The 26,166-nt window shown below is 52.8% G+C and carries 29 protein-coding genes and 1 riboswitch; all 29 genes read left to right on the top strand.

Translation table 11 applies throughout. The annotated features are described in order from the left end of the window. The first annotated feature begins 128 nt into the window (after positions 1 to 128). On the top strand, positions 129 to 1,262 hold the full coding sequence (locus CVU77_07495; protein ID PKN01026.1) for a hypothetical protein: 1,134 nt from the start codon (positions 129 to 131) through the stop codon (positions 1,260 to 1,262). Positions 1,263 to 1,264: 2 nt separating this feature from the next. Continuing rightward, a complete protein-coding gene (locus CVU77_07490) occupies positions 1,265 to 2,089 on the top strand; it encodes an oxidoreductase (GenBank protein ID PKN01028.1) in 825 nt (274 codons plus the stop codon). A gap of 19 nt (positions 2,090 to 2,108) precedes the next feature. Then, complete coding sequence (locus tag CVU77_07485) at positions 2,109 to 2,495, top strand: hypothetical protein (GenBank protein ID PKN01025.1); 387 nt, start codon at positions 2,109 to 2,111, stop codon at positions 2,493 to 2,495. A 37-nt stretch (positions 2,496 to 2,532) separates the two neighbouring features. Then, on the top strand, positions 2,533 to 3,024 hold the full coding sequence (locus tag CVU77_07480) for a hypothetical protein (protein PKN01024.1): 492 nt from the start codon (positions 2,533 to 2,535) through the stop codon (positions 3,022 to 3,024). Positions 3,025 to 3,147: 123 nt separating this feature from the next. Beyond that, entirely contained in the window at positions 3,148 to 4,053 is a 906-nt protein-coding gene (locus CVU77_07475; protein PKN01023.1) for a hypothetical protein, read from the top strand. An 83-nt stretch (positions 4,054 to 4,136) separates the two neighbouring features. Continuing rightward, positions 4,137 to 4,556 carry an NADH:ubiquinone oxidoreductase gene (locus tag CVU77_07470; protein ID PKN01022.1) on the top strand — a complete coding sequence of 140 codons (420 nt, stop codon included), beginning with the start codon at positions 4,137 to 4,139 and terminating at the stop codon, positions 4,554 to 4,556. Further along, the gene (locus CVU77_07465) at positions 4,553 to 4,999 is read left to right on the top strand and encodes a hypothetical protein (protein PKN01021.1); all 447 of its coding nucleotides are present in this window, start codon (positions 4,553 to 4,555) and stop codon (positions 4,997 to 4,999) included. The genes CVU77_07470 and CVU77_07465 overlap by 4 nt, the downstream gene beginning before the upstream one ends. Beyond that, the gene (locus CVU77_07460; GenBank protein PKN01020.1) at positions 4,986 to 6,191 is read left to right on the top strand and encodes an NADH:ubiquinone oxidoreductase; all 1,206 of its coding nucleotides are present in this window, start codon (positions 4,986 to 4,988) and stop codon (positions 6,189 to 6,191) included. Before CVU77_07465 ends, CVU77_07460 begins: the two co-directional genes overlap by 14 nt. 212 nt (positions 6,192 to 6,403) lie before the next feature. After that, the gene (locus CVU77_07455; GenBank protein PKN01019.1) at positions 6,404 to 7,804 is read left to right on the top strand and encodes a peroxiredoxin family protein; all 1,401 of its coding nucleotides are present in this window, start codon (positions 6,404 to 6,406) and stop codon (positions 7,802 to 7,804) included. Then, complete coding sequence (locus tag CVU77_07450) at positions 7,801 to 9,690, top strand: hypothetical protein (protein ID PKN01018.1); 1,890 nt, start codon at positions 7,801 to 7,803, stop codon at positions 9,688 to 9,690. The genes CVU77_07455 and CVU77_07450 overlap by 4 nt, the downstream gene beginning before the upstream one ends. A gap of 25 nt (positions 9,691 to 9,715) precedes the next feature. Next, positions 9,716 to 10,252 (top strand): hypothetical protein, encoded by a 537-nt coding sequence (locus CVU77_07445; protein PKN01017.1) that lies wholly within the window; start codon positions 9,716 to 9,718, stop codon positions 10,250 to 10,252. Continuing rightward, complete coding sequence (locus tag CVU77_07440; GenBank protein ID PKN01016.1) at positions 10,252 to 10,701, top strand: hypothetical protein; 450 nt, start codon at positions 10,252 to 10,254, stop codon at positions 10,699 to 10,701. The genes CVU77_07445 and CVU77_07440 overlap by 1 nt, the downstream gene beginning before the upstream one ends. Then, complete coding sequence (locus tag CVU77_07435; protein PKN01015.1) at positions 10,698 to 11,033, top strand: cation:proton antiporter; 336 nt, start codon at positions 10,698 to 10,700, stop codon at positions 11,031 to 11,033. Before CVU77_07440 ends, CVU77_07435 begins: the two co-directional genes overlap by 4 nt. A 9-nt stretch (positions 11,034 to 11,042) precedes the next feature. Next, positions 11,043 to 12,527, top strand: a complete 1,485-nt coding sequence (locus CVU77_07430) for an NADH/ubiquinone/plastoquinone (complex I) (GenBank protein ID PKN01014.1) — start codon at positions 11,043 to 11,045, stop codon at positions 12,525 to 12,527. After that, positions 12,527 to 13,021 carry a Na+/H+ antiporter subunit E gene (locus tag CVU77_07425; protein PKN01013.1) on the top strand — a complete coding sequence of 165 codons (495 nt, stop codon included), beginning with the start codon at positions 12,527 to 12,529 and terminating at the stop codon, positions 13,019 to 13,021. Before CVU77_07430 ends, CVU77_07425 begins: the two co-directional genes overlap by 1 nt. Continuing rightward, a complete protein-coding gene (locus tag CVU77_07420; protein ID PKN01012.1) occupies positions 13,018 to 13,365 on the top strand; it encodes a multiple resistance and pH regulation protein F in 348 nt (115 codons plus the stop codon). The genes CVU77_07425 and CVU77_07420 overlap by 4 nt, the downstream gene beginning before the upstream one ends. Before the next feature lie 143 nt (positions 13,366 to 13,508). Beyond that, positions 13,509 to 13,832, top strand: a complete 324-nt coding sequence (locus tag CVU77_07415; GenBank protein PKN01011.1) for a Na+/H+ antiporter subunit G — start codon at positions 13,509 to 13,511, stop codon at positions 13,830 to 13,832. A 176-nt stretch (positions 13,833 to 14,008) separates the two neighbouring features. Further along, complete coding sequence (locus CVU77_07410) at positions 14,009 to 14,662, top strand: hypothetical protein (GenBank protein PKN01010.1); 654 nt, start codon at positions 14,009 to 14,011, stop codon at positions 14,660 to 14,662. Between the two features lie 13 nt (positions 14,663 to 14,675). After that, on the top strand, positions 14,676 to 16,403 hold the full coding sequence (gene oadA, locus CVU77_07405) for an oxaloacetate decarboxylase subunit alpha (GenBank protein PKN01009.1): 1,728 nt from the start codon (positions 14,676 to 14,678) through the stop codon (positions 16,401 to 16,403). Between the two features lie 198 nt (positions 16,404 to 16,601). Beyond that, positions 16,602 to 18,068, top strand: coding sequence for an acetyl-CoA carboxylase biotin carboxylase subunit (gene accC / locus CVU77_07400; protein PKN01008.1), 1,467 nt, complete (start codon positions 16,602 to 16,604; stop codon positions 18,066 to 18,068). An 86-nt stretch (positions 18,069 to 18,154) separates the two neighbouring features. Then, complete coding sequence (locus tag CVU77_07395) at positions 18,155 to 18,385, top strand: hypothetical protein (protein ID PKN01007.1); 231 nt, start codon at positions 18,155 to 18,157, stop codon at positions 18,383 to 18,385. Positions 18,386 to 19,108: 723 nt separating this feature from the next. Then, on the top strand, positions 19,109 to 19,837 hold the full coding sequence (locus CVU77_07390; protein PKN01027.1) for a hypothetical protein: 729 nt from the start codon (positions 19,109 to 19,111) through the stop codon (positions 19,835 to 19,837). A 12-nt stretch (positions 19,838 to 19,849) separates the two neighbouring features. Continuing rightward, positions 19,850 to 21,103: a hypothetical protein gene (locus tag CVU77_07385; GenBank protein ID PKN01006.1), complete on the top strand. Its 1,254-nt coding sequence runs from the start codon at positions 19,850 to 19,852 to the stop codon at positions 21,101 to 21,103. Positions 21,104 to 21,202: 99 nt separating this feature from the next. Beyond that, a complete protein-coding gene (locus tag CVU77_07380) occupies positions 21,203 to 21,793 on the top strand; it encodes a hypothetical protein (protein PKN01005.1) in 591 nt (196 codons plus the stop codon). A 46-nt stretch (positions 21,794 to 21,839) separates the two neighbouring features. Beyond that, positions 21,840 to 21,991: riboswitch (FMN riboswitch) on the top strand. A 142-nt stretch (positions 21,992 to 22,133) separates the two neighbouring features. Continuing rightward, positions 22,134 to 23,285: a riboflavin biosynthesis protein RibD gene (ribD, locus tag CVU77_07375; protein ID PKN01004.1), complete on the top strand. Its 1,152-nt coding sequence runs from the start codon at positions 22,134 to 22,136 to the stop codon at positions 23,283 to 23,285. Then, a complete protein-coding gene (locus tag CVU77_07370; GenBank protein PKN01003.1) occupies positions 23,282 to 23,731 on the top strand; it encodes a hypothetical protein in 450 nt (149 codons plus the stop codon). The genes ribD and CVU77_07370 overlap by 4 nt, the downstream gene beginning before the upstream one ends. A gap of 122 nt (positions 23,732 to 23,853) precedes the next feature. Further along, positions 23,854 to 24,477, top strand: a complete 624-nt coding sequence (locus CVU77_07365; GenBank protein ID PKN01002.1) for a riboflavin synthase — start codon at positions 23,854 to 23,856, stop codon at positions 24,475 to 24,477. Next, on the top strand, positions 24,464 to 25,708 hold the full coding sequence (locus CVU77_07360) for a bifunctional 3,4-dihydroxy-2-butanone-4-phosphate synthase/GTP cyclohydrolase II (GenBank protein ID PKN01001.1): 1,245 nt from the start codon (positions 24,464 to 24,466) through the stop codon (positions 25,706 to 25,708). Before CVU77_07365 ends, CVU77_07360 begins: the two co-directional genes overlap by 14 nt. Continuing rightward, positions 25,705 to 26,136 carry a hypothetical protein gene (locus CVU77_07355; GenBank protein ID PKN01000.1) on the top strand — a complete coding sequence of 144 codons (432 nt, stop codon included), beginning with the start codon at positions 25,705 to 25,707 and terminating at the stop codon, positions 26,134 to 26,136. The genes CVU77_07360 and CVU77_07355 overlap by 4 nt, the downstream gene beginning before the upstream one ends. The last annotated feature ends 30 nt before the right edge of the window (positions 26,137 to 26,166 follow it).

The raw sequence follows: 26,166 nt of genomic DNA, 5'->3' as shown, positions 1-26,166 counted from the left end.
GGCGATTTTACAACCCCCGTACCCCCTTTGTTAAGGGGGAATTTACCATTGTCCGACGCCGCGCCTTCCATTCGTCGCCACAGTTTTTGTTTTTAATATTCACTCTCTTTTAATCCCCCGTCCCGATTTTGCTTGACCCGCCAAATTTTGTATACTCTCCGCGAAGTTTAGCGATAATTTTTGATTTTTTTTACCCGCCCGTCGAGCCGCGCCGCCTTTTTGTGCCGAGCTCTTTAAGAACGGCGCGCATCCGAATGCAATATTTCATAAACAGACAAAACCTATCGAGATTCCTCCTTAAAGTGCTGAGCGCGAGGTCTTTATTCGCGCTTAAGGAAAAATCCGCGGATTACGAATGGGCCAAATTTTCCACCGACACCGTGGAACATGTCGTGACAGGCCGTTATCGAGCCGCTATTCCGCCCAAGATGTTTTTCTTTCCTCCGTCGGAAGTCCTCGACAGTCCCGAGCCGTTTCCCTCGGCTGTTTTGGGCGTCAAATCCTGCGACATCCGTCTTCTGCACACCTCCGACGGCATATTTCTGGGCGGCTCCGCCGAGGACGATTTTTACAAGCGCAAGCGCGCCGACACTCTTTTGATATCCGCCGACTGCACCGACTGCAAGGATACCTGCTTTTGCGTAAAAATGGGACTTAATCCCTGGCCGGAAAAAAACTTCGACATCAATCTCTCGCCCATAGCCGAAGGATTCGTCGTGGAATGCGGCTCAAACATCGGCGAGGACCTCGTAAGACAGTCGCCCAACCTGTTTCAGAAAGCTATCGACCAGCAGACGCGCGAAAAAGAAAAAAACCGCCGCGCCGTGGCCGAGAAAGTCGCCGCCCAAAATTCGCGCTTTGACTGGCGCGAACCTTCTGAAATCGTCGCCGCCTCGGAGAACTCGACCCTGTGGAAAGACGGCTCGATTTCCAAAACCTGCGTGGAGTGCGACGGCTGTCGCTGGGTCTGCGGCAGTTGTTATTGTTTTCTTCTGGGAGAGACGCAGGGCTTCTGGGATAAAACGCGCACGTGGGATTCCTGCCAATCTGCCGGATACGCACGCGTAGCCGGCGGCTCGAACCCGCGACGCGAGAAATATCAGCGGTTAAGAAATTATTATATGTGCAAACTTGTTTATCGCCCCAAGAATTTCGGGCTTTTGGCCTGTTCCGGCTGCGGCAGATGCATTGAGGTTTGCCCGGGCAAAATAGACATAAGAGAATCGCTTCAGAAACTCTCCGGCGCCATTCCGCGGAAATGAAAATGAAAAAACATATATACCGGCCCATCGAAGCGTTGCTTGAGCGTGTTATCGACGAGACGCCCAACATAAAAACGTTCGTTATCAAACCGCTTGAGCCGTTTTCGTTCAAGACGGGACAGTTCGTGGAATTGGTTGTGCCGGGTGTCGGCGAAGCGCCGTTCACGCCTTCTTCATCTCCCCTGAAAACCGATAAAATTGAAATCACAATAATGAAAGCCGGTTTCGTCACGGACCGTCTGCACGCTATGAAGGGCGGCGAAAAACTCGGCATCAGAGGGCCGTACGGAACATCGTATCCCGTGGAATCTTTTCACGGCAAAGAGGTTCTCATACTCGGCGGCGGCGTGGGTCTGGCTCCGTTGAGAAGTTTGCTTTATACCCTGCTTTCCGATGTTTCCAAATTCACAAAAATAATTCTGGCGTACGGCTCCAAGACCCCCGGCGACGTCGTCTATAAATATCTTTTCCCTGAATGGAACAAGACCAGGGGATTAGAGATTCTAAAAAGCGTGGACGTTTGCCCCGTCGATATGGATTGGGAAGGCGAGGTCGGACTGGTTACCTGTCTTCTTGACAAGGCCAAATTCGATCCGCAAAAAACCGCGGCCGTGGTTTGCGGCCCGCCGGTAATGATGAAGTTTTCGACGATGAAACTGATTTCGCTGGGCTTTGACCCTAAAGATATATATCTGTCGATGGAAGCCAATATGTCCTGCGGTCTGGGCAAGTGCGGACATTGCCAGATAGGCGAATATTTCATCTGTAAAGACGGCCCGGTTTTTACTTACGACAAACTTAAACACATCGGCGACCCGTTTGTGTGACCGGCCACAAGGAGGCGATATGGATATGCTTAAAGCCAAAGACATAATGTCGACCAACATTACCACGATACAACCCGACGCCACGATATACGACGCCGTAAATCTTCTTTACAACAAAAGAGTCAGCGGTCTGCCGGTCGTGGATGATAGCGGCAAACTCGTGGGGATAATCAGCGAAAATGATATTTTGAACCTTGTTTTTTCCGGCAGCGCGCGTTCGACCAAGGTTTCCGACGTGATGACAAAAAATGTGGTCACTTTTTCGCCGGATTCCGAAGTGGACAAGATTTCTCTTACGATTTCCGAGAAAAAATATCGCCGTGTCATCATAACGGACACCGACAATAAGGTTGTGGGCATAGTCAGCCGCCACGATATAATAAGGATAATATTGGACAAGTCGTGAGTGGAAAGCAGAAAGTGGGAAGTGAAAAAGGGTTGATATGAAAAAACTGGTTGTCGACCTCGAAAAATGCTATGCCTGCGCCAAGTGCGAGGCGGGATGCTCTTATTTTTATCACTCGAGCCCCGTCAACAACGGCATTGAACGCGCTATGGCCAAGGCCTGCCAGTTTTTGGTGTGCCGCCGGTGCCAGGAAGCGTCCTGTATAAAATCCTGCCCGAACAAAGCGCTCGAAAGAAACGCGTCGGGCATACTCGAACGCCATTCGATGCTCTGCACGTCCTGCAAATCCTGCGCCATGGCCTGCCCGTTCGGCGTGATTTACGAAGAGATTCTGCCGTTTAAGACATCCGGCTGCGACTGGTGCGCCGGAAGGACTTCCGACGAGAAACCGCCTTTTTGCGTGGGCGCTTGCCCGTCACACGCATTGTCGTGGGCCGAAGTGCCCGCCGACGACCCCATGAAAAATCTCTATGTGATAAATGATTATCTGGCCGTCAGAACGGTCGTGTGGGAGAAAAGCAGTGGTTAGTGGATAGTGGCGAGTGAATAGCAGAAAAAAACTAACCACTATCCACTCGCCACTAACCACTTCTTAATGCCGCTGGCGAATAGTAGAGGAATAAGCAGGAAATAGACCGCAAGGTATATAAACATGGCCGAAATGCTGTTTGCTCTTATCGTATTTCCGGGTTTTATTTTCTCGTCAGCCCTGGGAATGCTCGCGTCGTGGTTCGACAGAAAAGTGACCGCCCGCGTGCAGTATCGCGTCGGGCCGCCTTTTCTTCAGCCCTACTACGACTTAAGAAAACTTTTCGCCAAGGAAATAACCATCCCGCGCGTTCAGGCGGCGTGGCTTTTTGTCGCCGCCCCTGTGGCGGCTCTGGCCGCTTCCGTAACGGCCGCAACCCTTATCGGTTCGGCTCTTTTGTTGCAGCGCGGCTTTACCGGCGACGTAATACTTTTGCTCTATATTCTTATGATACCGTCGATAGCGACAGTGGCCGGTTCGCTGGCGTCGGAAAATCCGCTGTCGTCGGTCGGTGCGTCGCGCGAAATCAAATTAATGCTCGCCTACGAAGCGCTGTTTATTTTAGCGCTGATAACGGCCATTATAAAGACGGGGTCGGTTTCACTGGCCGGTATGGTCGCGCGCCAGGTCGAATCGGGCGCCATCATATCCTCTCCGTCGGGAATACTGGCTTTCGCGGCTTTTCTGGTTGTAATTATGGCCAAACTCGGTATGGTTCCTTTCGATATGGCCGAGGCCGAAACCGAACTGGCCGGCGGCATTTATATGGAGTACTCAGGGCCGCTTCTTGCTTTTCATAAACTCTCAAAGACGATTCTTTTGTCCGCGCTTCCGATTTTTGCCGTGGCGTTATTTTTCCCGTCGAGAAATCTTTGGCTTTTGGTAAAATATCCGCTGGTTGTTCTCCTGCTTACTCTGGTCAGGAATACCAATCCGCGCTTCCGCATAGACCACGCGATAAAGCTTATGTGGACGATAGGAATAGGAACCGGCGCCGTCGCGGTAATGCTTGCGCTGGCGGGATATTGAGCAAGGACAGTGGATAGTGGCGAGTGGATAGTGGATAGTAAAGACCACTAATCACTATCCACTAATCACTAACCACTTTAACTATGAAACCGCAGCACCTTACCAAATCACTTTTTGTTTTTCACGCGGCTACAAGCCCGTGCAATAACTGCGACATCGAGATACTCGACTGCCTCACGCCGCGTTTTGACCTGGAGCGGTTCGGCATTCAGCTCGTGGGCAGTCCGCGCCACGCCGACGTTCTTCTGGTTACGGGCGTTCCCAACAGAAAGACCGCGCCGCGGATAAAAAAACTTTACGACGCCGCGGCCAAGCCGTGTTTCGTGGTGGCGGTGGGAACTTGCGCCTGCGGACTGGGGATGTTCCACGATTCTTATAATGTAGTGGGCCCGCTCGACGGAATAATCCCCGTGGACGCTTACATCCCCGGCTGTCCGCCCAAGCCGGAAGCGATGATCGCGGGCGTCGCCAAACTGATAGCCGCTTTGGAAGGAAAAAAATGAGCGAACGAGCGCTTGATACGATACTGGCCCAAAAGGCGTCTTTGATAAAGAAGACGTTTAAAAAGAACGCCCGGCGCTGGTACATCGACATAGACAAAGCGTCGCTTGAGGATATGGCGCGTTATATGTTCTCCTCTCTGGGCTTGAGATTTTCCATAGCAACCGCCATAGACACGAGACACGACATAGAGATTCTGTACCATTTTTCCGACGATAAAACCGGCGACGTCATAACGCTCAGGGTATTCGCCGGTTCTAGGGAAAAACCCGAAATGCCGTCGCTGGCTCCGGTGGCCAAAGCGTTTGAATGGATAGAGCGCGAGATTTGCGAGATGTTCGGCGTGGATTTCAAAGGCCATCCGGATTTGAAGCGGTTGCTTCTTGCCGACGACTGGCCGCAGGGCGAATATCCATTAAGGCAGAACCAAAATGACTCAAAATAAAGATTGCCTCAGAACCGTAGTTCCCATAGGCCCCTATCATCCTCTGCAAGAGGAGCCGGAGTTTTTCCGTCTGCACGTCGAGGGCGAAATAGTCAAGCAGCTCGACATCGAGATAGGTTACAACCATCGCGGGATAGAAAAACTCTCCGAGTCCAAAACCTTCGACCAGGCGGTGTTTCTGGTCGAGAGAATCTGCGGGATATGTTCCACGAGCCATCCGTTCGCTTTTGTAAATACCGTCGAAGACGCGATGGGTCTCGACGTCCCGACGAGAGCCAAACTTATCCGCACCGTCATAGGGGAACTCGAAAGAATTCACTCGCACCTTCTGTGGCTGGGCCTGGCCGGACATTTTCTGGGATACAACACCGTGTGGATGTGGTCGTGGAAACACCGCGAGACCGTCTGCGATATTCTTGAGATGATATCGGGAAACCGTCAGCATTACGCTATGTTTAAAGTAGGCGGCGTAAGGCGCGACATCCCGCCGGCCAAAATAGACGAGTTTATTAGCGCGCTCAAAGGCCTTGTGCCCGTGCTGGATATGTTCAAGGGCGCGGTTATGGACGACCCCACGATTCACCTTCGCACCAAAGGCGTGGGAATTCTTACGAAAGAGGACATCATAAATTATTCCGCCGTCGGACCGACTGCCCGCGCTTCCGGCGTCGACATCGACGTGCGCCGCGACGACCCCTACGCGGCTTACGGGATGGTGGACTTTAAGGTTATCGTATGCCAAAACGGCGATATATTCGACAAACTCGTCGTCAGAGTTCTTGAGATGTACGAGTCGGTCAAAATAATAAATCAATGTCTCGAACGCCTCAAAACCGAAGCCGGACCTGTCGAGACGGAAGTTAAAAACGTTCCTCCGGGCGAAGGCATAGGCCGTCACGAGGCGCCGCGCGGCGAGGTATTCCATTACATCCGCTCCGACGGCACGAACCGTCCCGTGAGGCACAAGATACGCGCTCCGAGTTTTATGAACGTGCCCACGAACGAAAAATCCGCGCTCCAGCAGACGATTTCAGACGCCGCGCTGTGTCTTGCGGCCGTAGACCCTTGCTATTGCTGCACCGAGCGCGTGTCGGTCGTCCGCGGCGGCACGAAAATTTTCAACGGCGACGACCTCGTAAAGTTGTCGCAGGAAAAGACATTCAGGATTCTTGAAGAAAACGGCTCACGATGATTTTTATTTTGTCATTGCGAGGTCAAGGGCTTGCCTTTGACCGTGGCAATCTCGTTTTTTGGTTTGTCATTCCCGAATGCTTTTATCGGGAATCCAGTATTTCAACATGTTGCAAAAATTTCTGGATTCCCGTTTACACGGGAATGACGATTTCTGTGAGATTCTCGCAATGACAAGAGTGGGGCGAGTTCGCAATGACATATTTGTAAATTATGATAAACGGTAATATTTTCCTACTCTGGCTGGCGATTCCTTTTGCCGGCGCGATACTTGCGGCCGCGCTTCCGCGCTCGCTGAAGAGCGCCGCCGCCTTCGTTTCGCTCGCCGCCGCTTTGGCGATGGGTGTGCGGCTGTTTTCCACGGAAAGTTTTGTCGTATCTTCCTCGATTGCTTCCCGTCTCGGCGCCTCTGCGGTTTTTGCCGTCGACGGCTTCGCGTTTTTTATGGCGCTGACGGTATTAACGGTGAGTTTGCTCATCGCCTTGTATTCGCACGGATATATGGCCGGCGCCGACGACCTCGGCGAGTTCTACTTCTTATTTCTGGTTTTTGTGGGTTCTATGATGGGGCTCGTATTTTCCGACCATCTGGTTGCGCTCTACGTTTTCTGGGAGTTGACCGCCGTGTGTTCCTGGCGGCTCATAGGCATACGCAGACAGGAAAAGCACCTTGTCGCGGCCAATCAGGCGTTTATGATAACCTCCGTCGGAGCCGTGGCTATGCTTGCGGGTATAGCGCTGATATACGCGGCAACCGGAACGTTTTCTCTGGCGGCTCTGAGGGATTACCGCGTAGGCACGGCGGCTTCCCTTTTGATAATAGCGGGTATTTTTTCCAAATCGGCGCAGCTGCCTCTGCACTTGTGGCTTCCCGACGCGGGCGTCGCGCCGACTCCGGTTACCGCGCTGCTCCACGCGGCCGTGCTGGTTAAGATAGGCGCCTACGCATTCTGGAGATTTTTCAACGCCTCTATGACTCTTGATCCCGCCGTGGCGTCTTTCGTCTCGATTGCATCGGTGGTCACGGCCATCGTAGCGGCCGCCGCCGCCGCCAAAGAGAATGACATAAAAAGAATACTGGCATATTCCACTATGTCGCAGCTTGCCTACATTATCTTTGCTTTTTCGCTTAACACGGTAACCGCCGTCGCCGCGGGTTTCATATATATAATGGCTCATTCCTTTGCCAAGGCGGGACTGTTTCTTGCCGCCGGCGTCGTCGAGCACACTCTCGGCGTCAAGGACATAAGACGTCTGGGGGGATTGAAGAAAACAATGCCTTACACGGACGCGTCTTTCATAATTTGCGCTCTATCGGTGGCGGGCATTCCTCCTACGGTCGGATTCTTTGCCAAGTATGCCGTGATATCCGCCGCGCTTGATTCCCACAGATTTTATTCGGCGGTATTTCTTCTTGCCGCCGCCGTAATGACGATGTATTACATATTCAGGTTCTACAGACAGGTATTCACCGGCGAGGCCGGCGAAGCCGCAACGAGCGCCCGCGAAGGTTCCGCCTCGATGGTTTTTGTCGTGGCGGTTTTCGGCGTAATATCGCTGGCGCTCGGATTGCTGATTAAGTTTCCGACCGGAATACTCTCAAGGATATTATGAGCGGATACGTTCTTATAATACCGACGGTCACCGCCGTGGCGGCTCTGGCTGCGGCTCTTATGCCATCTTCGTGGCGCAAAGCCCGAGGCATAACGGCCGTCTACGCCTCATTTCTGGCTCTTGCCGCCGCCGTGATATTCGCCGCCACACCGACGGTCTTTGAGTTTGCGTCCGGATGGCTTCCGCCGTCGGCGCATCCGCTGCCGGTAGCGGGCGGTTTCAGTATGCGGATAGATTCTCTTGCGGCCATATTCGGCGTTCTTATGTCGGCGGCATTCTTCGTGTTCTTCATTTACGCCTCCGCCGTCGCCGGCAAGAAAAGTATGGCGCTGTATCTTCTCGCCGCGTCGGCCGCTTCGGGCGCGCTAGCCGCCGGTGATTTTTTCACGATGCTGGTTTTCTGGGGCGCGGTGCTGGCGGTGCTCTATCTGGTTCTTCAGGATACCGACGAGCCCACGGCGCAGCGGGCTTTGATTGTGCTGGGACTGTCGGATTTTGCGATGCTTCTGGGCGTGGCTCTCATCGCGCGCTTGTCGGGGACTTACGACGTCACTTTGGCCGTAGCCCGTCTGCCCGAAGGCAAACTGGCAATGATTTCTCTGGCGCTTATAGTTTTCGGCGCGGTGGCCAAGACCGGCGCAATGCCGTTTCACAACTGGATTATACGCGCGTCCTCGACGTCGTCGGTGGAAACGCTCATATTATTTCCGGCGATAATAGACAAGGCGCTGGGAATTTATCTGTTAATGCGGGTGCTTCCCGCCCTGCGCGACCGCGCGGAATTTTTTCAGCCGGCGCTTATGATCGCCGGAGCTCTTACACTTATTATCTCGGTTCTTAAAGCGCTTGCCCAGCACGACCTGAAAAAACTTTTTGCCTATCACAGCGTTTCGCAGGTCGGCTATATGATTCTGGGCGTGGCGACTTTCAACCCCATAGGCATATTGGGCGGCGTGTTCCATATGTTCAACAACGTGGTGTATAAGTCGGGACTTTTTATGGGCGCAGGCGTTGTTGAAAAAGCCAAGGGCACCACGGAAATGTCGCGTCTGGGCTCTTTGTCGTCGAAGATGCCCGCGACTTTCGGCTCTATGCTTGTATCGTCTCTGGCCATATCGGGCGTTCCGCCGCTCAACGGGTTCGTGTCGAAGTGGCTGATATTTCAAGGGCTACTTACGGCATCCACGCTCGCGGGAAACCGTTACGTGCTCATAGCGCTGTTTGTCGCGATGGCCGGTTCGTCTCTTACCCTTGCGAGTTTTCTTAAAGTGATTCACTCCGTATTTTTGGCCCGCCCCGCCGTAAAAGACGACGGCGAACCCGCCCCAAAAAGCGTCGAACGCCGTGTCGACTCGGAATTGGCCCTGCGGATTCCTCAGATAACCCTTGCGGCGGCCTCGGTGTTTCTTGGTGTGGGAGCCACGTTTTACATAGGGTTGCCCATGCTCGTGGAGACGTCATTCGCCGCGCTGCTTATGGCAATAGCCGCGGTTCTTGCGGGCGTCGCGCTTTACCAGTTTAAGATTTCCGGACGCATCCGTCGCACCGACATATTTTTCGGCGGCGAAGAATATCGCCCCGAGTACGTGTTCGGCGGCGGGGATTTCTATAAGACCGTCGAGAAACTTAGCGGGCTTTCCGCCGTCTATTCTCCGTCGGGCCGCGACGGCGGTTTTTACTCTTTGATAATGAAAACCATCGCGGCGGTTTCGTCGGCCGTTTACTACGGCGTGGAGCGAGTCATATATCTTTTGCAGCTTTTCTTCGTCAAGGCCGTAGAAGGAATAATATTCGTTTTTCGTCTGGCGCATACCGGAGACCTTTACGTTTATCTGTCGTGGTACCTCGTCGGAGCCGCGGCCATATTGTGGATTCTGGTAAGATAACCGCCGTTGCCGGAGCATAAAAATTATGAATATGGAAATAACGCTGATTATCGCTCTTATAGCCATAGGAAGCATCGTAGCGCTTGAGCTCAAAGACCTCCTCTCGTGCGTGATTGCCGTCGGCGTGGCCGGTTACGGACTCAGTGTGATATTCCTGCTGCTGGGCGCTCCCGATTTGGCCATCACACAGATAGTCGTCGAGATTCTGGCCCTCATCATTCTTATAAGAGCCACCGTGCAAAGAGACACAACCAGGATGACGGGAACCCGCGCCGCCGCTCTGGTTCTTGTGGCCGTATTTTCCATAGGCACGCTTATATATTTTGCGGCCATAGCTTTGGCTCATCTTCCCGCTTTCGGCTCGCCGCTTATGAAAGTATCTTCGGAATATATCGCATCCACGCTGGATAAAGTCGGCGCGGCCAACGCTGTTTCGGCCATAATTCTTGATTTCAGGGCGATAGACACACTCGGCGAAGCGACCGTGCTTTTTACCGCCGCCGTGGCCGTCGCGGCCATAATGCGCAAAACCGGAATGAAACCGCGCCAGGAGAAGGACTGATGGAGCCCAAATCGGCCGGAATGTCGGTTATCGTAAAAACCATCACCCGCCTGACGGTGCGCCTTATTTTTCTGTTCGGCGTCTACATCATTCTGCACGGACATCTTACGCCCGGCGGAGGTTTCGCCGGAGGTGTAATGCTGGCCCTTGCCGTGGTTCATTTGATGCTGGCCTACGGCCGCGAAACCGCCGTAAAAGAGTTGACGTTTGCCGGCGCGCAAGTTCTGGAAGGCGCGGGCGCTTTGGCATTTCTTGCGGTTGGTATTTCGGGACTTGCCGCGGGTTATTTTTTCAAAAATTATCTGGCCGCGGGAACGCCTTTTGAGTTTATGAGCGGCGGCACGGTGATAATAAACAATATGGCCATCGGGCTTAAAGTGATGGGCGGGCTTTTTGCGATATTTACCGCCATGACTTTTTTTGCCGGCGAAGGCGCGAATAAAAAATGATAAACTACATACTCGTTTTCATTCTTTTCGGCATAGGGCTTTACGGAGTCCTGATAAAAAAGAATATCGTAAAAAAAATCATAGGCCTGGCGATATTTACGTACGCGGTCAATCTGTTTTTTGTATTGATAGGATATAAAACCGGCGCCACGGCTCCGATTTTTTCCGCCGGAGAAGCGGCGAACTTTGTGGACCCGCTTCCGCAGGCCATTGTGCTTACGGCCATTGTCATTGATCTGGGAGTTTTGGCGATGGCCGCCGCGATTGCATTAAGAATTTACGAAAAGCACGGAACTTTCGACATTACCGAAATAAAAAACCTCAAAGGATAGCGCGTTACGATGAAACCCGGATTGCTCACTCTGTTTTTGGCGGCGCCTCTTGCCGCGGCGTTTCTTCTTGCCGCCGCGCACGGCGCGCGAAGAAAGTTCGCCGAGATAATCGGCGTGTCGTCTCCGCTGGCGCTGCTGGCGCTGTCCGTCTATGTTTTTTTTGTCCGTGGTCCGGAAGCCGTGGTATATACCTTCGGCGGATGGCCGGCGCCCCTGGGCGTTGTGTGGGTTCTCGACGGACTTTCCATGCTCATTATACTTGCGGCCAACTTCGTGGCCGCTGCCGCGGCGGTTTATTCCATCGGCTACATGAAGTCCTACACCGCGCCGGCCAAATATTACGCTTTGTTCAATGTAATGCTCGGGGCCATAAACGCGCTGGCTCTTTCCGGCGATTTGTTTAATATGTTCGTGTTCATCGAATTGGCGTCGATAACGACCTACGCGCTGACGGCCTTCGGGTTGGAGCGCGACCAACTGGAAGCGTCGTTTAAGTACGTCGTGCTCGGCTCCACCGCCTCCGCCTTTATACTGATGGGCATTGCCGTGATATATTCGTACTCCGGCACGCTCAATCTGGCCGACGTCGCCGCGGTTATGGCCGCGCGCGGATATTCGCCCGCCGTGCCTTTCGCCGCCGCGCTTTTTGCCGTGGGACTTTTGCTTAAAGCCGGAATGGTTCCGTTCCACGCGTGGCTTCCGGACGTACACTCGTCCGCGCCGGCTCCGGTGTCGGCGCTTCTTTCGGGTGTAATAATAAAAGTTACCGGACTCTATGCCCTGGCCAGGATATTCACCGTCGTGGCGCCCTTCGCCGGATTTATGTCGAACATACTGCTTTTTGTCGGGCCGCTTTCGATGGTAGTCGGCGTCCTTATGTCCCTGGGACAGTGGGACTTTAAGCGTCTGCTGGCTTACTCGACCATCAGCCAGGTCGGCTATATCGCCCTTGGCCTGGGACTGGGAACGCCTCTTGGCATAGTCGGCGGTTTGTATCATCTGGTAAACCACGCGATGTTCAAGTCGCTTCTTTTTCTGAACGCAGGCGCGGTCGAATACTCGGCTTCGACGAGAGACCTGAAATCCGCCGGAGGGCTGGCCGCCAAAATGCCCGTAACCGGCGCTACGTCCCTTACGGCCTCGCTGGCAATTTCCGGCGTGCCGCCGCTTAACGGTTTCTGGTCAAAGTTCATAATTATTATAGCGGCGTTTCAGGCCGGTAAATATTTTGCAGGAGCGATTGCGGCCGTCGTGAGCGTGTTTACCCTGGCGATTTTTCTTAAAGTCCAGAAGCACATATTCTGGGGCAAGACGAAAGAGAATCTTTCGTCGGTGAAAGAGGCGCCGTTGTCGATGACGCTCCCGATGATGGCGCTGGCTTCGGCCTGCGTGCTTTTGGGAGTTTTCTATCCGGTGGTGCGCGACGCGCTCATACAACCGGCCGCCGCCGTTCTTTTAAGAGGAATCGGATACGCTTCCGACGTGATAAAATAATGGGAAACAGAATAATAATATTCTTGACACTTTTCGTCGCGTGGATACTGCTTACGTTTACGCTCTCGCCGGTTTCTTTGGCCGTCGGAGCGGCGGTGGCGGGCGCGGTCTCTTTGACCTTTAAGACCGATTGGACGAAAAATCCGTCCAAGTTCATGCAGTGGCGGCGCTTCGCTATGTTTTTCAAGTTTCTGGCGGTCTTCGTTTTCGAGTGCGTAAAAGCCAATCTGGATATGGCCATGCGCGTGCTTCATCCCGGAATGCCGCTTAAACCCGCGATACTGAAAGTCCGCACGAAATGCAAAACGGAAACGGGCATAACGTTCCTGTCCAATTTTATAACGCTGACTCCGGGGACTATTACCGTCGACGCCGATTTGGACGCGGGACATCTTTTTATCCACTGGATAAACGCGCCGTCCTGCGACGGCCAAGAGGCGTACCGTCGGGTAGTGGAAAAATTCGAGAAAATAATAATCGAGGTCTTCGAATGAAAGACCGTCTGGCGGGACTTAAACTTATTCTGATGTATGCGTCCGTGATAGCTGTCGCGGTTTTCTGGGTAATGCCTTCCTATACCCTGGCCGCAAAATTCTCCGGAGTGCTTTTGCTCTGCTGTTTTCTTGCGCTTGTGCGCGTTATCGCGGGTCCGACCGCGCCCGACAGAGCTCTGGCCACCGACATAATAGGTCTTGTCATAATCGGTTTCTGCGCGATGCTGTATGTGACCACGCGCAAATCTTTTTATCTTGACATAGCCATAGCGTGGGCGCTGCAGAGTTTCATAGGAATGCTGGCTCTGGCCAAATATCTGGAAGGCAAGAAGTTCGACGAGTAACGGCGCTCCGGATATTTTAGAAAGCGTCGCGGCATTTGTCATTCTGATTCCGACGACAAACGAGACCCTTCGCTTCGCTCAGGGTGACATTTGGACAGCTTTTCAACGTTTTCAAATAACGAAGTCCGTCAGAGGGAAAAACAATGTTTGAGTTTCTGGGCAAATTTTTTATAGTCGTCGGAGTTATGTTCAATCTGCTGGGTTGCCTCGGGCTGATGCGTTTCCCCGACTATTACACGCGTCTGCAAGCGTCGACGAAATCTGTCACGCTGGGCACTTGCGGCATTCTTCTGGGAGTATTTATCCTGAGCGGTTTTACGGCCGCCGGGGTCAAGGCGCTTCTGTGTCTGGTGTTTCTTCTTTTGACGGCGCCCGTCACGGCGCACGCGATGGCCCGCGCCGCCCATAAGTCCGGCGTGAAACTCTGGGAAAAAACCGTCTGCGATGAATATGAAAAACAGAATTAGTAATGCGTAATGAGGGGGATACCCCGTCTCGCCTATGGCGAGCCACCCCTTTTACAAAAGGGAAATACCCCGTCAACTTCGTTGACACCCCTTTAACAAAGGGGAATATTCCCCTCTTGTAGAGGGGTGTCCCGATTTATCGGGACGGGGTGTTTAATTCTCGTTACTTATAAACTATGAAATATCCAAAACTCAGAGAACTTAAAGAAGCGATAACCGCCCTGATAAAGGGTCCGGTCACCACAAAATTTCCGGCGGAGCCGCATACCCCGCCCGAAGGTTTCAGGGGCCGTCCCGCGCCGAGCGACGAGGGCTGCATCGCCTGCGGCGCGTGCGCCGAGGTCTGTCCGTCCGGAGCCATAAAAGTCATAGAGAAAGTGTCCGGCGCACAGACACCTTCGCGTGTGATGGAATGGCGCTATGACGAATGTATTTTTTGCGGTCAGTGCGAGCGTTACTGCACAACCCGCAACGACCCTGTTTGCGGCGTCAAACTTAACCTGGAGTTCGACCTATCGGGCGTGGACCGCTCCAAGATGCGCGCCTCCGTCGAGAAGGAACTTGTCGTCTGCGACAACTGCGGCGAAATCCTCTCGTCGCGCCGTCATCTCGAATGGATAGCCGGGCGTCTCGGCCCGCTATCGTCGGCGAATTTCGGACTCAACGAACTTTTGGGGCGGAATATTTTAAATACCAAGGGCGTAGCCGGCGTTTCCATCGACACCGGAGCGGTTCGCCGTCAGGATTTATTTCAGGTAAATTGCCCCAAGTGCCGCCACGCGATTCTTGTGTTCAATCAGACGGGGAAAAATCAGGCGGAAAATAAATAATAGGATTTGAAATATGGTTAAAATAGTCGATACCACTCTGCGGGACGCGCACCAGTCGCTTATCGCCACGCGCATGCGCGCCGAGGATATGGAGCCGATACTCGAAAAACTCGACGCCGTAGGGTTCCACGCGCTGGAAGTGTGGGGCGGCGCGACCTTCGACGCGTGTTTGAGATTTCTGGCCGAGGACCCGTGGGAGCGCTTGAGGGGAATCCGCTCCAAAATAAAGAAAACCAAACTTCAGATGCTTTTGCGGGGGCAGAATCTGGTCGGATACCGTCATTATGCCGACGACGTAGTCGATGAGTTCGTGCGACTGAGCGTGAAAAACGGGATAGACATAATAAGAGTTTTCGACGCGCTTAACGACGTGCGGAATATGTCCGCTTCGATAAAGGCCGCCAAAAAATACCGCGCCGAAGTTCAGGGCACTATTTCCTACACCACGAGTCCCGTGCATACCACGGCGGCGTTTGTCACGCTCGCCAAAGAATTGTCGGATATGGGCTGCGATTCGATTTGCATCAAAGATATGGCGGGTCTGATCACGCCGGCCGCCGCGGCCGACCTCGTGTCGTCTCTGAAAAAAGCCGTAAAACTCCCCGTAAATCTTCACACTCATATGACGAGCGGAATGGGCTCTTTGAGCTATTACGCGGCCGCTCAGGCGGGGGTCGATATAGTTGACTGCGCTTTTTCGCCGTTTGCCGGCGGTACGTCGCAGCCGCCGCTTGAGCCGTTTGTTGCGGCTCTTCGCGGAACGCCGTACGACACCAACCTCGATCTGGAAAAACTTCTCGACATAGGTTTTTATTTTCTGGGAGTCAAAACCAAATACGAGTCGCTGTGCTCTCCCGTCGTAGAAAAATCCGACGTGAGCGTTCTTATACACCAGATTCCGGGCGGGATGATTTCAAATCTCTATTCCCAGCTTAAAGAACAAAAGGCGCTCGATAAATATTCCGAAGTGTTAAAGGAAGTCCCCGGAGTCCGCGAGGATTTGGGATGGCCGCCACTGGTCACGCCGACGAGCCAGATAGTGGGAACGCAGGCCGTTCTCAACGTGCTTCTGGGCGAACGTTACAAGAAAGTCACCGAAGAAGTGAAAAATTATTGTCTGGGCCTCTACGGCCGCACCCCCGCGCCGGTTAAAAAAGAGATTCTTTCAAAGATCATAGGAAAACAAAAACCCTCCGACAGGCGTCCGGCCGATATGCTTGAGCCGGAGCTTGAAAACGTCCGCCGCGAGATAAAAGCGCAGGGCGTGCCCGCAAAATCCGACGAGGACGTAATGAGCTGCGCCCTCTATCCGCAGGTAGCCGTCAAGTTTTTAAAGGGCGAAACCAAACCGGAGCCGCTCGGTGTCTGCGAAGTCCCTCGCGCGCTTGCGCCCGCCGAGACCGCGTCGTCAGACGAGTTTATGATTATGGTCGATGACGAGGAATTCAGAATAAAGATAAAACCCATCGCCGCCGGAGCTTCCTCGGCGGGCTCGACTGATTCCGTCGGCAGGAAAGAGGAAATCCCCGAGGGGGCCGTTATATCGCCTATGCAGGGGATGGTCGTCAGCATAAAGGTCAAGGTCGGCTCGCCGGTAAAAAAAGGCGATACTGTCATTGTCCTTGAGGCCATGAAAATGCAGACCCAGATACATTCCGACCACGACGGCGTGGTGCGTCAGATATACACTTTTGAGACGGAAATAGTGGATGCCGGCGACGTATTGATGGTAATCGGTTAGGGTTAGTAATGCGTAATGATGGGGGATATCCCGTCTCGCCTATGGCGAGCCACCCCTTTTATAAAAGGGGAATGCCCCGTCAACTTCGTTGACACCCCTTTAACAAAGGGGAATTATTCCCCTCTTGTAGAGGGGTGTCCCGATTTATCGGGACGGGGTGTTTAATTCTCGTTACTCATTACTCGCCGCTGATTTTTTATGTTCAAAAAAATTTTAATTGCAAATCGTTCGGAAATTGCCATCCGTGTAATGCGCGCCGCCCGCGAACTCGGGGTAAAAACAGCCGCTATTTATTCGGATGCCGACGAAAAAGCCCTCCATCCGCGCTACGCCGACGAAGCGTGGCCTTTGGGCGGAAGCCATCCTAAAGAGTCATACCTTAACATCAAAAAAATAATAAAGATAGCCAAGGATTCCGGCGCCGAGGCAATACATCCCGGTTACGGATTTTTAGCGGAAAATCCCTCCTTCGCCTACGCCTGTGAGAAAGAAAAAATAACTTTCATAGGCCCGTCGTCGAAAGTAATGGAGCTTATGGGCAACAAAATAATTGCCCGCAAGACGGTGGCGGCCTCCGGCGGACCCGTTGTTCCGGGCACCACCGGAGAAGTGCGCGGCATAAAGCCGGCGCTTAAAATATCGTCGGAAATAGGATACCCCGTAATAGTAAAAGCCGCGGCGGGCGGCGGCGGCATAGGAATGCGCATTGCCCGCGACGCGGGGGAACTCCAGGAAGCGGTGGAACAGGCCAAGGCGACGGCCGGTTCGGCTTTCGGCGACCCGTCGGTGTTCATAGAAAAATACGTGGCCGATCCGAGGCACATAGAAATACAGATTCTGGCCGACAAGCACGGAAACGTGGTGCATCTGGGCGAGAGGGAATGCTCCATCCAGCGACGTCACCAGAAACTCATAGAAGAGGCGCCCTCTCCGGTAATGACGCCGGAGCTCCGAAGAGAAATGGGACAGGTCGCGGTGAACATCGCGCGGGCCATCAATTACGTCAACGCGGGCACTATCGAGTTTATTTATACGCAGGGACGTTTTTATTTTATGGAGATGAATACGCGCGTTCAAGTGGAGCATCCCATAACCGAAATGATAACCGGCGTCGACGTCGTCAAGCAGCAGATTCTCATTGCCGCCGGAGAAAAACTGCCTTTTTCGCAGGAAGACGTCAAAATTAACGGGCACGCCATAGAGTGCCGGATAAACGCCGAGGACCCGCTTAACAATTTCGCGCCGTCGCCGGCGAAACTCAAGGGGTATCGTTCGCCCGGGGGAATAGGCGTGAGGGTGGATTCGGGCGTGTTTTCGTCGTACGTGATACCGACTTTTTACGACCCTATGATTTCAAAACTCATCGTCTGGGGCCGCACCAGAGACGAGGCCGTGGAAAGAATGAAACGCGCTCTTTACGAGTATATTATCGTGGGGCCCAAGACCAATATACCTTTTCACAAGGCCGTGCTGGCCAATAAGACATTCCTCTCCGGCGAACTCTCTACGCATTTTATAGCCGAACAGAAGCAAATCCTCGACGAGACAATGAAGATTATCGCCGAGGAGCAGACGCTTCAGGAAAAACTTTCCTCGATTTTCCGCACCGAAGCCCGCGCCGCCGCGGCGGCCGTCGCGATCAAAACATATCTTTCCAATCGCTGATTTTGTCGTTGGGGGGGGGGCTTGCTTTAATATGTTGTATAATACTCTTAATCCGATGTGTATAAAAAATTCAAGGAGGTAAATTTATGGGCACAACGAAGTTGCCTCAAAACCCGCCGTCGTCGCTTGAGAATTTCAAGGTTGGAACCGGTGTCGGCGGCAGCGGCACTACGGCCAACGCCGGCGATAAATATTCGCATTACCAGCCGCCTGCCTTGCCTGTGCCCGAGCCGTATTATCCGCCGCCTGCGCCGAGCAATTATGATTTTGATACAAGCGCGCCAACGCCGCGCGGCAAGGTTGCGCCCAAGAAATAAAAACCGTTTTTCGCTCATCGGAAAAGTCAAAAACTTCGGCGCGAGCCATCGTGTCGGATGCCAGCCATAAAACAAGGGGAGGGGGAAATGTTTATTTTCAATAAAAATCCGTTTTCTCTTTTTGCGGTTGTTTCGTTAATCGTTTCATCGCATATCACGTTTGCCGAAGCGGTGCCGCCGAAACATGAAACGCCGCACTTCGTCTTTTACTTCGAAGATTCTCAAAGCGATGCGTACAAAGACCGCGAACAAATCGCCGAACTAACCGAACGGATTTACGAAAAAATTGCGTCACGGCTCAAAATGCGCTTTGATGAAAAAATCCCGGTCTATTCGGTAAATCCTTTATTTGAAGAACATCTCCACGGTTATGGCAGGGCGGCAATGACCGACTCAGGGAAAGTGGCCATATACCATATATATTTTCCGATGAACACTTGGAAAAAGGATAAGAGTTTTAGTTTTATCAAGCCGTTTCTGCCCGATATAGAAAAGTGCGTCGAACGGGCCGTCGAAGAAGAAATTGTGATAGCGTTGTTCGTGCAGAAATATTTAAGACCGCAACAAGAGCCGCGAAAATTTAATAAACCGATTTATGGGATGTCCGCCGCCTTATGCGATCGCGATATACACTCGCCGGCAAGATGGATTCTCGACCATCGGAGCAATAGGGATTATCCGATGAGCACTCTGTTGAAAAGTGGTAATAAATGGGATGCACATATGTGGGATATCGTTTCGCCCAAATTCGTATCTTTCGGAGGTTACATAATCGAAAAATACGGCTTGAAGCGATTCGAAAAACTTCTCGAAACCGCCAACAGTGAAAATGTAAACGCGCTCGTGAAAAAATATTACGGCAAAACCACCGACGATATCGAAGACGAATGGGGTCGTTGGCTGCGGGAAAAAGTGTCCGTCTACGACACGCCTGACTTCGACCTGCGCAGAGAAAGATACAACGAAGTGTCGTCGCTTTATCTTGCCGGCGGCCGCCTGCAAAGCGAATTCCTGAGACGTCATTTCCTCGACGCCGCGGCGGCTCTTCAGGCGTTGCTTACCATTTACGAATATTCAGAGGATGTCCACGCGGCGGCGAAAAAACTCTCGGAAAAAAGGTTTGCCGCAGTCGCTGCAAAAGAGCGTTTTTGCAGAGTGGATTTCTACTTCACATGGAAAGACGCTAAAACCGTGTCTTTGAGCGGCGATTTCAATAAATGGAACCATACGGCGCCGTTCAATCATCTAAAACTTGTGGATCGCGAAAAAGGCCTGTGGCACACGACGGTAAATCTTGCGACGGGCAAATATCAGTATAAATTCGTCGTTGACGACAGTCGCTGGATAACTGACGAAAACGCCGACGGACTTGTTCCCGACGGTTTCGGCGGACAAAACTCCGTGCTCATCATAGACGAAAAAGCCAAAAAAAGAGTCGTGGGCTCCATGTGACGGCCGTCTAAAATGGCGAAGAAAATCTGTATTATCGCCGCAAAGGATTTTCTTGCCGCCGCGCTTGGAATGTTTCACACTTCGCTCAAAGTTTGCTACTCCGCCGACGAAACGAAAAAGCTTTTTGAAGAATCATCTTCGCGCCTCACCGGCGGGGAACCGTATCCGGCAAAATATCTTTTCGGCCGGCAGCAAGCATCCGGGAAATCGAGGGGGTTGATTGAGTTGTATTTAGATTACGGTTACGACGTCGAAATCCGTTCGGCGACAGATGCTTCGGAGATACTTGGCGACGGTTCCCGCGACAGTGTTGCGTTCGATTTACTTTTTTCAAGCGCTTCCGTTGAATCCGTGATATCTGCGTTAAACCGTGGCAGTAATATATTGGGCTGGACGCCGCCGGAATTCGCCTCGAAATCATTTCAAATGCTTGCCCTCGCCTCGTCGGCAGGCGGCGCGGTTTATCTGCCCCGTTCGCTTATAATACCTTCAGGCGTCAGACCCGGAGCGGCGGGTTTTGAAAGTTTGCGCGGTTTCTTCGATTCGGAATACATAATCATCAAATCCGCTTACGGCGCCGCAGGGCGGCTAACATCAAACCTTGAATATGCCGTTGTTCCGACACGCCTTTTCGGTTCGTGGATATTGAAACTTGCCGCGGCGGTGGAAAGTGAATTCAAGCAGGACGTAATTATTTCGGAACTTATAGTTACCGATGATACTTATGCGTCCCGCGCGGAAAATGTCGTTCATAAAATCAATTGCTGCGGACTTTTCAATACCGGAGGCAAATCCGTTTTTTCACCTCTGAACGGATGTTGCAAAAAAATCGCCTGTCGAATGGATTTCGGGCGACTAAGCGCGCATCGCCCGACTCGTTTCGGAGAACTCGTAACCGATTGTTTTTGGCTGGACGCCAATATCGCAAACGTGCCGGGAATTAAAGACATATTCAAATGCTTTGACGGTTTTGCCGCTTGCGGCTGCGCGTGTACTTTGGACTTTATGATACCGCGCGACGGAAAACCGCGATTCCTCGAATTAAATAAATTATCCGCGACATTGTCGGATACCTCACCGATTACCGAAGATTCAGCTATAAATATTTACGCGCGAACCGCCTCGCGTGACGATTCGGCGGCAAAAAAATCCGGACGCGTCGAAGAATATGCAAAAGTAATTAAAAAAATAAAAGATAGATTTTATTCGAAAACCGTGCTGATTTCCATTTCGCCCGAAGAAGGCGCGCGATTAATAAAATTGTAGAATGAATATATCGGCGCGATATTCCGATGAATTGTGCCCGACGAATTGGGATAGAAACAGACCACCTTCCGCCTTGCGCCCGGCGTTTAAGGAGGGCCAATGACCGTAGATGATTTCTCGACACAAAATCAGTCCGACGCTTGGCATACCGCTTCGTCCCCGCCGATTGCGCCGGTCATCTGCCCCGCGTGTTCCGCCGTATTACCGCCGGATTCGCTCTTCTGCGACGCTTGTGGCGCGGAGTTGTCGCCGCCCGCCAGCTGCGACGCTTCCGGAGCCGGCATCGCGCCGTCCGCATTCCCCCGACGGAAAACGCTCGCCGCGCGGTATTTTTTAATCGCCGCCGCGCTCGCTGCCGCCACATTCTTATTTTGGGTGATTGCCGACGACTGGCGCGAACGGAGGGAAGATTTCATCATCGCTTCGCATGAAGCCGCGAAACTCGGTCTCACTTACGAGCGTGTCGCGAAAAATCCGTCCGCCTACGAAAACGCGGCAGTGTCATGGCGGCTCTTGGTGTACGGAAACGCCGTCTATTACGAGGGCGATTGGAAAAAGCCCGTAGTCGTGAAAGATGCCGCATCATCGAGGGATAACATCAATTCGGGCGAACGGTGTCTTTTGAAAGTAGTGGCGCGCGTCAAAGGCCGCGATGATAAGGGCGCGATAATCATTGATGAAATAAAATGAAATCGCCCGCGCGCTTGATTTTTGTTCGAGATTTTTGTTTAATATAGTAGCTCTTCGGGGCGGGGTGAAAATCCCCACCGGTGGTAAAGCCCACTCGTCCCTCCGATTTTCGGCGGGACTGAATCCGTGAGCCGCGCAAGTTTTATGGCGCGGCAATTCGGATGCCGACGGTAAAAGTCCGGATGAAAGAAGAGCGACGAATCGCCGGTTGTTTTTAGGCGCGTTTGCGGTTTTTCCCCGAAGAGACATCTTCGGGTTTTTTATTTTACAGTTTGTTTTTTGAAATATTTTTTATACAAGACGCTTAAAACAAATATCGGGCAAAGCCGATAAAAACAATATGCGTAACACCGACGAAAAATATATGAAAATGGCGCTGTCTCTGGCTCGCAAAGGCGCTGGCCGCGCCGCCCCGAACCCGATGGTCGGCTGCGTTATAGTCAAAAACGGCCGCGTCATCGCAAGCGGCTATCATAAGTATTTCGGCGGACCTCACGCCGAGCCCGACGCCATAGGCAAACTCGCCGGAACTCCGTCGGGCGCGGTAAAATTGCGCGGGTCGGCTCTTTACGTGAATCTTGAACCGTGCCGCCATACGAACAAAAAAACACCGCCGTGCGTTCCTCTGATAATCAAGAGCGGAATAAAGAAAGTCGTCGCCGGAATGAAAGACCCCAATCCGTCGGTATCGGGCAAAGGCCTGGCGGATTTAAGGCGCGCCGGAGTTGCGACGGTTTCGGGAATTTTGCAAGACGAATGTTGCGATCTCAATAAAGTTTACGTCAAAAATATATCCCGTCGACTGCCGTACGTTACGATAAAATCGGCAATGACTCTCGACGGAAAAATAGCGGCTTCCGGCGGAGATTCAAAATGGATTTCGTCGGTTGAGTCGCGCCGCATGGCGCACCGTCTTCGCTTGTCGCACGACGCTGTGCTGGTTGGCGCGGGGACGGTGGTAAAAGATAACCCGCTGCTCAATGTGCGGCTGGGGCGCCGGCAAAAAACATCGTCTGAAAATCCGCTAAGAGTGGCCATAGACCCGTCGGGAAGGATTCCGGTCGATTCAAATATTTTCGACGCCTCGGCCAAAACGATTGTAGTGACCACGGCGGCATCCGCAAAACATTTTGCGAAAGTGCGCCGGCCGTTTGTCGCTCCGCGGACGCTTATTCTTGAACGGCGCGGCGGTGGCTTCGATTTCAAAAAGATAATGAAAAAACTGTTCGAGGCCGGAATCAAAAGCGTTCTGGTCGAGGGCGGTGGCGAGACGAACTGGAACGCCATAAAAAGCGGTGTCGTCGACGAATATGTGTTTTTTGTGGCGCCGAAAATCGCGGGAGGGAGAAACGCGAAAACTCCCGTGGAAGGAGAGGGTTTCCGGAAAATATCGTCGGCGGTGAAACTGCGAATAAAAAAAACTTTCCGGTCCGGTCCCGACGTTGTCGTGATAGCCGCGCCGGTAAAAAACAAAAGCGAGGTCGCGCAATGAAAGAACAGGAAATACAGACCTATCTCGACAAACGTCTGAAAGAAACCGCCGAATGGATCAATAACGCCGTGCGGAGCAGATTTCTGGCGCTGTCGCAGGCGTGCGACCAGTCGTCGCCCGTGGAAAGAATACTGCTGGCCGAAATGCTCATAGGGCTTCCCGAAGAGGTGGCGATAATCCCTCAGAAAGACATCACGGGGATGGGTTTTCCGTGCATAGTGGATTTTCTGCTGGTGCTGCCGCACACCAAAAAATCGGTGATAGTGGAATGCGACGGGGAGCGTCATCAGAAGGATCCCAGGACGATTAAGGACGACAAAAAACGCGACCGCAGACTGCTTCTATCGGGCATTCCGGTATTGCGGTTCACGACGGACGAAATTCTTTACCATGCCGCGGATGTGATTCACGAATTACGCAAGGCCAGGGATTTATTCGACAGATAGTTTTCAAACGCTGTCATTGCGAGTCCCCGATTTCTCGGGGACGAAGCAATCTGTCTTTCGCGAGATTGCTTCGTCCTCCCCCTGAGGGGGGACTCCTCGCAATGACAAGCGAATAAAATAAAATGTTTACGGGAATAATCGAGGATATCGGAACTATAAAATCCGCTTCGCTCCGACGTCTTGCCGTCGTCACGCGGCTCGACGGCATCGCCGACGGAGACAGCGTCGCCGTCGACGGCGTGTGCCTTACGGCGACGTCCGTCGCCGGAGGAGCGGTCGCTTTCGACGTGTCGCCGGAAACGCTCAGCCGCACTACGCTGGGCGAATTGCGCGCCGGAGCGCGGGTGAACATCGAGCGCGCGGCGCGTCCCGACGGACGTCTGGGCGGCCACATTGTGCAGGGCCACGTCGACAATATCGGCAGGGTCGCATTCTTGCGGCGCGAAGGCAATTCGCTTTTGGCGACTTTCGGGGCGCCCGTGGAATACATAGTCGAGAAGGGGTCGGTGGCCGTCAACGGAGTCAGTTTGACCGTCGCTTCGCTCGACGGCAAACGCCGCCGGTTCACTGCGGCCATCGTGCCGCATACGCTGGAAATGACTACTTTCAAAAATCTGCGCGCGGGGATGAGCGTCAATATAGAATACGACATCACCGCAAAATATTTGGATAAATACGCCGCCAAATACGCCGCGCCTTCGTCTCAAAAACTTACAAGGGAGAAATTGAAAAATGCCGGCTTCTAAAAACAAAAATAAATTCGCGTCCATACCCGAGGCGCTCGGCGAAATCAGAAAAGGGCGCCTTATCATCGTAGTCGACGACCCGTCGAGGGAGAACGAGGGCGATCTCGTTTGCGCGGCATCGCGCGCGACGCCGTCGGCCATAAATTTTATGGCCAAATACGGCCGCGGTCTCATCTGCGTGCCCATGCTCTCGCCGCGTCTGTCGCAATTAAAACTCGACCCGATGGTCGAAAATCCCGGTGAATTAAGAGACGCCGCGTTTACGGTTTCCGTCGACGCGCGCAAAGGCGTGTCCACGGGAATATCGGCTCACGACAGGGCGGAAAGCGTCCGCGTTCTCATATCGGAAAAAACCCGTCCGTCGGATTTAGTGAAACCCGGGCATATATTCCCTCTTAAATATCGCGAAGGTGGCGTGCTTGTGCGGGCCGGCCACACTGAGGCGGCTGTCGATCTGGCGCGTATGGCGGGGCTGTATCCCGCCGGTGTCATTTGCGAAATAATGAACGACGACGGAACAATGGCGCGTATGAAGCAGTTATTCGGTTTTGCCCGCCGCCACGGTCTTAAAATAATAACCATCGCCGACCTCATAGAATACCGCCGCCGCACCGAAAAGCTCGTCAGTAAACTCATAGCGGTCAAGCTGCCCACCAGATACGGCGACTTCAAACTGCATCTTTACGAGGATACAGTGCTTAAAGAACATCACATAGCGCTGGTAAAAGGCGATATATCCGGAGGCAAAAATATTCTGGTGCGTGTCCATTCTTCGTGCGTGACCGGAGACATTTTTCACTCGCTCCGCTGCGATTGCGGCGACCAGCTTGAGCACGCTCTCGAGGCCATAGACAAAGAGGGTTCCGGTGTCGTGTTGTATATGCATCAGGAGGGCAGGGGCATCGGCCTGAAAAATAAAATAATGGCGTACCATCTGCAGGAGAAAAAAGGTCTCGATACCGTCGACGCCAACATTGCCTTGGGGTTCGAGCCCGACCTCAGGGACTACGGCATCGGAGCCCAGATACTCTCGGATCTGGGGTTGAGCAGTGTGCGTCTTCTGACCAATAACCCCAGAAAAATTGTGGGACTCGAAGGGTATGGGCTCAAGGTCTCGGCCAGAGTTCCTCTCGTCACACCGGCTAAATCGCCGATGGCAAAAAAATATCTCGATACCAAAGCGAGACGAATGGGACATAAGTTAGGCGTTCGCTCCGGAGGTCTCCGGTGAAAGTTTCAAGACACGTGGTTGTGTCGGCGGCAATCTCGACGGCGATTGTGGCATCGGGGTTTCCCCTGCGCGCCGCCGCCGCGGCTTTCGCGGCCGGCGTTTTCGTCGACATCGACCATCTCCTGGATTATTTTTTCACGTCCCGCAGAATCAGTTTTGACGTCAAAGATTTGTTTTACAAATGCGAGAATCATCTTTTAAGCACCGCGTATCTTCTGCTTCATTCCTACGAGTTGGCGGCGGCGCTTCTTGCGGCGGCATATTTTACGCGGAGCGCCGTGCTGGGCGGCGCGTTCGCGGGTTTCGCGGCGCATTTGTTTATGGACGCGATTTATAAAATACGCAAGTATCCGAATAAACCGCTGGGATATTTTCTGTTATACAGGATTTTTATTTTGAAGGCGAGATTTTACGAAGTTTACAAGTGAAACGGCCGCCGCTTAAAGCGCGCGCCGCAT

Source organism: Elusimicrobia bacterium HGW-Elusimicrobia-1, from assembly GCA_002841695.1.
Lineage (GTDB): Bacteria > Elusimicrobiota > Endomicrobiia > PHAN01 > PHAN01 > PHAN01.
This window is presented reverse-complemented; position numbering and strand designations above follow the sequence as displayed.